The sequence below is a fragment of the Arthrobacter psychrochitiniphilus genome (assembly GCF_003185915.1).
Lineage (GTDB): Bacteria > Actinomycetota > Actinomycetes > Actinomycetales > Micrococcaceae > Specibacter > Specibacter psychrochitiniphilus.
The window spans coordinates 102,105-110,393 of sequence record NZ_QHLZ01000003.1; the positions used below are offsets into that span (position 1 = coordinate 102,105).

General features: G+C 60.6%; 6 protein-coding genes and 1 pseudogene. All 7 read left to right on the forward strand.

All coding sequences use genetic code 11. The features are described from left to right. The first annotated feature begins 77 nt into the window (after positions 1-77). Entirely contained in the window at positions 78-1,265 is a 1,188-nt protein-coding gene (locus CVS29_RS06035) for an ABC transporter substrate-binding protein (RefSeq protein ID WP_110105451.1), read from the forward strand. Further along, on the forward strand, positions 1,262-2,059 hold the full coding sequence (locus CVS29_RS06040) for an ABC transporter ATP-binding protein (protein ID WP_110105452.1): 798 nt from the start codon (positions 1,262-1,264) through the stop codon (positions 2,057-2,059). Before CVS29_RS06035 ends, CVS29_RS06040 begins: the two co-directional genes overlap by 4 nt. Beyond that, positions 2,052-2,948: an ABC transporter permease gene (locus CVS29_RS06045; RefSeq protein WP_110105453.1), complete on the forward strand. Its 897-nt coding sequence runs from the start codon at positions 2,052-2,054 to the stop codon at positions 2,946-2,948. The genes CVS29_RS06040 and CVS29_RS06045 overlap by 8 nt, the downstream gene beginning before the upstream one ends. Positions 2,949-3,079: 131 nt before the next feature. Continuing rightward, entirely contained in the window at positions 3,080-4,333 is a 1,254-nt protein-coding gene (gene cobA, locus CVS29_RS06050; RefSeq protein WP_110105454.1) for a uroporphyrinogen-III C-methyltransferase, read from the forward strand. A 33-nt stretch (positions 4,334-4,366) separates the two neighbouring features. After that, complete coding sequence (locus CVS29_RS06055) at positions 4,367-5,827, forward strand: FAD-dependent oxidoreductase (RefSeq protein ID WP_179442487.1); 1,461 nt, start codon at positions 4,367-4,369, stop codon at positions 5,825-5,827. Positions 5,828-5,945: 118 nt separating this feature from the next. Further along, complete coding sequence (locus CVS29_RS18380) at positions 5,946-7,214, forward strand: hypothetical protein (protein WP_170120912.1); 1,269 nt, start codon at positions 5,946-5,948, stop codon at positions 7,212-7,214. Positions 7,215-7,315: 101 nt separating this feature from the next. Next, a pseudogene (locus CVS29_RS06070) lies at positions 7,316-8,289 on the forward strand (DUF320 domain-containing protein); the annotation flags it as partial.

Here is an 8,289-nt window from a genome sequence, read left to right on the forward strand (position 1 = left end):
GTCCCTAACGTTTAACCATGACGACCGGCAGGAGAGTCTTCCCGGCTGCCACCCCACCCATGCGAAGGATCTGTCCCATGACGGCAAGCAACCGCCCTGAAAAACCGCAGAGCCCCGATTCCGTGCACAACGTTCCCGTGCTGCGGCTGCGGCGCATCGTTGCCGGTAAGAAGCCCCAGCACAAGCTTCGCGGAGTGGAAGTTTTTGTTCTCGCTGCACTCATTGCCTTGATCGGGGCAGGGGCGGCCGTGGCCAGCGTGCACGCCAAGGGCACCGATTCTGCTGCGCTCGTCCCGGAAACCGCGCCGGCCGCCGTCGTCAAGCTTGGCTACTTTGGCAACATCACCCACGGACCGGCACTGGTGGGTGTGCAAAAAGGTATCTTCGCCAAAGATTTGAGTGCAACACAACTGAAAACGCAGGTCTTCACCACTGGCCCTGCCACGGTTGAGGCGCTCAACGCAGGCGCCATCGACGCCGCCTACCTTGGCCCTAATCCCGCACTGAACTCCTTTGTGCAAAGCGGTGGCGAATCAATCCGCATCATTGCCGGTGCCGCCTCGGGTGGAGCCCAATTTGTGGTCCGGGCGGACATTACCGATGTTGCACAGCTGCGCGGGAAAACCATCGCCACCCCGCAACTAGGCGGCACTCAGGATGTGGCGCTACGCAAATGGCTGGGAGAGCGGGGGCTGAGTACCAACACCACAGGCGGCGGTGACGTCACCATCAACCCCACCACCAATGCCCAAACATTGCAGCTTTTCCAGGAGGGCAAGGTCGACGGCGCATGGGTCGCCGAGCCCTGGACCTCCCGCATGGTGCTCCAGGCAGGGGCCAAAGTCCTAGTCAATGAGGCTGACCTCTGGGACAACGGCGAGTTCAGCACCACCGTGCTCGCCGTCAATAAAACATTCCTAGAAGCACACCCGCAAACGGTGGAGGGGTTGCTGAGGGGACATGTGGAATCTCTCAAATGGCTCGATGAGCACCCAACCGAGTCTGGCACCGTCATCAACGAGGCGCTGAAGGTGGCCATTGGAAAGCCTTTGGAAAACAAGGTGATTGCCCGGTCCCTCTCGGAACTGACATTCACTGCGGATCCTTTGGCGGCCACATTCCCCACGCTGCTGGACCACGGGGTCAGTGTTGGTGTTTCCAAGCCGGCTGACCTCAAAGGGCTCTTCGAGCTGACGTTGTTGAACAAAGTACTCAAAGCAGCCGGCGGACAACCCGTCACGGCGGCAGGATTAGGAACACAATGACAGAGCTACTGATTGCTGACGCCACGACTGACACGCCCAGTACACGGGAGGCCGGCGGCGCAAACCGGGCACCCGCCGTTGTCCTGGAAAACCTGGGCAAGCGCTTTGGGGACGGCGCGCCGGTGCTCGATAACGTGAACGCGACAGTGGGCCAAGGCGAGTTTGTGGCCCTGCTGGGCGCGTCGGGCTGTGGGAAATCGACCCTGCTGAACATCATTTCAGGTCTGGACGTACCTAGCGCCGGCGCCTTGGAAGTGCCCGAGGACGGGGCAGCGTTCATGTTTCAGGACTCGGCCCTGTTCCCGTGGCTCAGTGCACGCGGAAACGTTGAACTGGCGCTGAAGCTGCGCGGTGTGGGCCGGGCTGAACGCAGGATCCGCGCGGCGGAGCTGCTGGAGCTGGTGAATCTGAGCCATTCGGTGGCAAAGCGTCCGCATGAGCTCTCTGGGGGTATGCGTCAACGTGTGGCGCTGGCCAGGGCGCTGGCGCAGGACAAGCCACTGCTGCTGATGGATGAGCCTTTTGCCGCACTGGACGCCATCACCCGGGACCTGCTGCACAATGAGCTGGAACGGGTCTGGAAGGAAACCGGGCGCACCATCATTTTTGTCACCCACAACGTCCGCGAAGCCGTGCGGTTGGGGCAGCGCGTGCTACTGCTCTCCTCCCGGCCCGGCAAGGTGGTGGCGCAGTGGAACGTCTCCGATGAACACCGAACGGATGCAGGCGCGGCCGGAGAGCTGACCGCGGACATCACCGCCCGATTACGCCAGGAGATCCGTAAACATGCCTGAAACAGTAACGTCACCGTTGATAAAAAGTGGTACTGAAGAGGAGATGCGCTCCCTCGAAGCGGGGCTGGATTCGCTGCAATCAGAGTCAGTTGAGCGGAGAGGGTTCGATTTCTCCCGCGTGCTATTGCCGTTGGCCGCCTTTATTGTGGTGTTGCTGGCGTGGCAGTTTTATGTTTCGCTGGGCCTGCGACGCCGGGATTTGGTACCTGGACCGCTGGATGTGCTGGGCTCACTCGGTGCGTTGTGGCAGAACGGAACCGCGCAGGAAGCGGTGTGGACCTCATTGCAGCGCGGCATCATGGGCTTCACCATCAGCATTGTGGTGGCCACACCGATTGGCCTGCTGCTCTCCCAAGTGAAGCTGTTGCGTCGCGCTTTTGGCCCGCTGATTTCAGGGCTGCAGGTGCTGCCCTCCGTGGCGTGGGTGCCGGCCGCCATCATCTGGTTCGGGCTGACTGATGCCACCGTCTACTTCGTCATGTTCATGGGCGCCATCCCCTCCATCATCAACGGGCTCATCGCCGGCGTGGACCAAATCCCGCCGCAATACCGCCGCGTGGGCCAGATTCTGGGTGCCTCACGGTGGGAAATGGCTGTGAACGTGGTACTCCCGGCAGCACTGCCCGGCTATGTGGGCGGATTGAAACAGGGCTGGGCATTCTCCTGGCGCTCGCTCATGGCAGCGGAGATCATCGCCATGGGCGGCTCTTTGGGATTCGGCCTCGGCTCGCTCCTTGAGCAGGGCAGGCAGCTTTCTGACATGGGGATCGTGATGTCCGCAATCTTGATCATTTTGTTCGTGGGCATCGCCGTTGAACTGTTGATCTTTGCCCCCGTGGAAAAGCGGTTGCTGCGCGGACGCGGCCTCCTCGCAGGGAGCACCCGCTAGCCTGACCCCGGAGCGGAGCTGTTTTGTTGAGCCCCTGACACTACGTAAAATGTGTCCTCCCGTGACTCCACGTGAACAGGTGTAACGCGTTCCTTGTGTGCAAATATCGCTCCTCTCTAAGGTTTTGTGTCATGGCTATTGTTGATCTCTTCCCCACCTCATTGAGGCTGCTGGGCCGTCCCGTCCTGGTGGTGGGCGGCGGCACCGTTGCGGCCCGCCGCGCCAAGGCCCTGCTAGACGCCGGAGCCCAAGTGACGCTGGTTGCCCCGGTTCTCAGCGTCCCGGCGCAGGAGCTGGCGGATGCCGGGCTGCTGCGCTGGCATGCCCGCGGTTATGAAAGCACTGACATGACACAGGCTTGGTATGTTGTGGCCGCCACTAACAACAGCGCCGTGGACTCCCGTGTGGCTCTCGACGCCGAAGCGAACCGCACCTGGTGCGTGAACCACTCAAATGCGCAAGAATCCGCGGCATGGACACCTGCCGTGGCTACTGTTGAGGACATCAAGGTTGCCGTCAACGCTGGGGGAGACCCGCTGCGGGCAGTGGCCATCCGCAACGCCATTTCAGCGGCGTTGGAAATTGGTGAACTGCCCCTGCGGCGTTACCGGACTGCCGGCCAGCGCGGCTCGGTTGCCCTTGTTGGTGGCGGCCCCGGAGCAGAAGATCTCATCACTGTCCGTGGCCGGCGGCTCCTGGCCGAGGCGGACGTGGTGGTTGCTGACAGGCTCGGCCCGCGCGGCCTGCTGAGCACCCTCAGTGATGACGTCAAAATCATAGAGGTTGGTAAAACACCCGGCCACCACCCCGTAACGCAAAGCGAAATCAATGCGATCCTGGTCCGGGAGGCGCAGGCGGGCAACAGGGTGGTCCGGCTCAAGGGCGGGGATCCCTACGTGCTGGGCCGCGGTGGTGAGGAAGCCATCGCCTGCCGTGAAAACGGTGTTGATGTTCAAGTTGTCCCCGGTGTCACAAGCGCCGTCAGCGTTCCCGCAGCCGCTGGTATCCCCGTCACACACCGTGGCCTGGCCAAAGCATTCACCATGATCAGCGGTCATGAGGAACTGGAAAACGTTCCGCAGGGCAGTGATCATACGGTAGTCCTTCTGATGGGTGTTGGCACCTTGAACCGGTCCATCCCCCTTCTCGAAGCTGCTGGACGCGGTCCGGACTGCCCCGTCGCCATCATTGAGAATGGATACGCCAAAAATCAGCGGGTCACCATCGGCACCCTGGGCACCATCGTGGCTCTCGCCCAGGCGGGCCGGGTACGCAACCCAGCGGTCGTCGTCGTTGGTGATGTGGTGCGGGTCAGCCCACTGGCGCCCATTGAATTGGCCACCGCCAATTACGGCACGCGGGAAACTATCAGTTCTCTCTCTTAGACTTATCCATAAGCCCTTTTTGAAAATATAGAAATGAGCACCTCCGTGTCATCACACACTTCAGCTGCGCCAGGAACTGCCGAGCGACCGCTGCGTATTGCCGTCATCGGTTCCGGTCCGGCCGGTGTCTACGCAGCGGACATGCTGACTAAGAGCACTGAAGTGAAGGAAGGGTTGGTTGTCAGCATTGACCTTTTTGACCGCTACCCCGCCCCGTACGGACTGATTCGCTATGGCGTAGCGCCGGATCATCCGCGCATCAAAGGCATTGTGAACGCACTCTACAAGGTGCTGGACCGCGGGGATATCCGCTTCTTCGGCAATGTTGACTACGGCACTGACCTTGCGCTGGAGGACCTGCAAAAGCACTACGACGCCGTCATCTTCGCCACCGGCGCCATCAACGATGCGGACCTGAACATCCCCGGCATTGAGCTGGAGGGCTCCTACGGCGGCGCCGATTTCGTCTCCTGGTATGACGGTCACCCCGACGTCTCCCGCGAATGGCCGCTGACCGCCAAGGAAATTGCCGTGATTGGTAACGGCAATGTGGCCCTCGATGTTGCGCGCGTGTTGTCCAAGCATGCCGATGACATGCTCGTCACGGAAATCCCGGACAACGTTTACCAGGGTCTGAAATCCTCACCCGTCACGGATGTGCACATCTTCGGGCGCCGCGGCCCGGCACAGGTGAAGTTCACGCCCATGGAATTGCGTGAGCTTTCGCATTCCCGTGATGTGGACATTGTCCTGTATGAGGAGGACTTCGACTTCGACGAGGCCTCGGATAACGCCGTCAAGACCAACAACCAGGTCAAGACCATGGTCAATACGCTCACCAACTGGCTGGTTGAGCAGGAGGACGACGCCGCTGACCCCACCACGGGTGCCTCCCGCCGTCTCCACTTGCACTTCCTGCACAACCCCGTAGAGGTTACCGGTCAAGACGGCGTGGTCACGGGTATCAAGTTCGAGCGCACCGAGCTCGATGGCACAGGCAATGCCCGCGGCACGGGCGAGTTCATTGACTACCCGGTCCAGGCCGTGTACCGCTCGGTGGGCTACTTCGGTTCCGCCTTGCCTGACGTTGGCTTTGACCACCAGCGCGGCGTTGTCACGAACGAGGCTGGCCGGGTTCTGGACGCCGACGGAACCCACGTGCCGGGTGTCTACGCGACCGGCTGGATCAAGCGCGGACCGGTGGGTCTGATTGGCAGTACCAAGGGCGACGCCCTGGAAACCATCACGCACCTACTTTCCGACCGCGACTCTCTGCCCCTGGCTACGTCTGCTGCCCCGGAATCAATTGTGGAGCTGCTTGATTCACGCGGAGTGAAATTCACTTCCTGGGAGGGCTGGTTGGAGCTCGACGCCCATGAAAAGGCGCTCGGTGCAGCGGCATCCGAGGCCGGACCGGTGCAGCGCGAACGCGTGAAGGTTGTTCCGCGCGAGGACATGGTTGAGCTCTCGCGCGGAGCATCCGTCCTCGGCTGAGGCTCACATCCTGGATAGTTGAACACTTCGGTGCCCGGTCCGCAAACGTAGCAAAGATGATTATTTCGTTTTTGCTGGAGTTTGCAGGCCGGGCAACGTACTGTTTGTAGTAGTTATTGTGACTGGTGACACCTTGAAGGGTCATCTGGAGCAAAACGGTCTCGTAGTACTTTCTTCACTGGGGGTGAATGCTGTGCATGCTGACGCCAAGTCGCTGATGCTTGACGGCACCCCAGTGCGCCTGGTGCGTATAGCTTTTGGAGTGGCGTTGTTCGCCGCTCTTTTCTTCTTTCTAGGGTCATCAGGAGCGTTTGCTGCTCCCGATGCTCCGGATGCTCCGGCATCCTCCGACCAGTCTCCGGCCAAGGGCAAGGGGTTGATCTCAGGAATTCTCTCCCCCGTGGTTAACGTGGTGGATAAGAGCGTTTCGCAGGTTCCCGTTGTCAAGGACATTGTCGGGAACAACACCGTTTCCAAGGTTGTTGCACCTGTTTCGGGAATCACCGACAGGGCTGAACAGACGGCCTCATCGATTCCCGTGGTGGAAAAAGTTATTGCCCCGGTTCGGAACGTCACCACCTCCGTGGTTCCGCCAATGGTCAACGTTGTGGACTCAATTACTGCGCCTGTACTTGGCACCGTTGACCACGTCACGGCTCCGGTAGTGCAGGTTTTGGCTCCCGTTGTTGCCCCGGTGACCGGGACCTTGAAGCCGGTTGTTGACGGCGTCACAGGGACTGTTGTACCTGTGGGCGACGGTGTGAAGGATGTCATTGATCAAGTTCTGCCCCCGGTAAAGCCCGGCACTCCGGGGACTCCCGGCGCCCCCGGATCGGTAGTGCCGGGCACGCCCATCACGCCTGCAACCCCGGGCGCGGACCTTGAACAGAGCGGGACCTCCGCCACTCCTGGCAATGCAACGTCTGCTGCTGACGGCACAGAGAAGTCCTTAGGCGCGAAGGCGCCTCTCGGAGCTCAGCTGCTTGGAACAGAGCGTTCAGGACTAAAATTGTCCGTGTCAGGGGGTCTTGGCTCTCTGGCGCAATACTTGGCTTCAGGGGCGGTGCCTAGATCATCCGGGGCAGTAAATCCCGCGGCCATGGCTGTGCCCAGCCTCCCTGTTGGAAGTAGCGCTTACTTCTCGTGTGACTCGGATACCAGCGGCCTAGCCGTGGGGCCTTGTGCGCCGGCTGTAAGTTCCAGCCCTGCCTCAGCGACCGGTTCCGGAAGTGGCGCCAGTGGCGCCGGTGGACCATCAGGATCTGGGGCAGCACAGGAAAACTTTGCAGGGCACTTCAGCATCGCGGTCCAGGGTTCAACCCTGCGAGATGTCAGCTGGTCCCTGCCTGCCTCCATGCCCTCAAACCCCGGATCAACACCCGGATAGATAACCGTTGAGCCTCTTCCCGACATTTGGGAAAAGCCACGGTGTTTCCTTGCTTGCGGTCGCAACCAGGGTCAAAAAATCTTATTCAGGAGTTGTTCATCATGCATGCAATTTTTCGTCGATCGCTTTGTGCAGCGGTCTTTGCCGGCGGTCTTCTTGCTCTCGGCACGGGTGCAGCGAGTGCTGCCGATCAGTCAAGTTCAGGAACCTCGGATCTTGTCCCCGCGGTCCAGAGCGCCGTATCCCAGCTCTCCAGCAACCACAGCAGCCACGATGCCTCGGCAAGAAGAGGCATTCTCGGTGACCTGCTCGGTGATGTTGTAGGCAGCGTCCAAGTTTCCGTCCCAGTGACGGTTCCGGTGAATGTTTCCGGGAACGCGGTGGGTGTTGTGGGTAATGCGGTTTCTTCTGATTCGCAGGCCACGAACACCGCGGTGGTACCTCCGGTTCAGCAGACCTCCAACCAGGGTTCCAAGCAGGGATCTGCCCATTCTCCTGCTGACACGGGGCTTCTTGGAGGCATTGTTGGCAACGTTCTGGACAATGTTCAGGTGGCTGTTCCTGTGACGGTTCCGGTGAATGTTTCCGGGAACGCGGTGGGTGTTGTGGGTAATGCGGTTTCCTCTGATTCGCAGGCCACTAACACCACTGTGGTACCTGCGGTTCAGCAGACCTCCAACCCGGGTTCCAACCAGGGATCTGCCGGTAACGGTGGCCTCTTGGGTGGTTTGTTGGGCAACGTTCTGGAGAATGTTCAGGTGGCTGTTCCTGTGACGGTTCCGGTGAATGTTTCCGGGAACGCGGTGGGTGTTGTGGGTAATGCGGTTTCCTCGGGCTCCGAGGCCACGAACACCACGGTGGTACCCCCGGTTCAGCAGACCTCCAACCCGGGATCCAACCAGGGCTCTGCCGGTAACGGTGGCCTCCTTGGAGGCATTGTTGGCAACGTTCTGGAGAATGTTCAGGTGGCTGTTCCTGTGACGGTTCCGGTGAATGTTTCCGGGAACGCGGTGGGTGTTGTGGGTAATGCGGTTTCCTCTGATTCGCAGGCCACTAACACCACTGTGGTACCTCC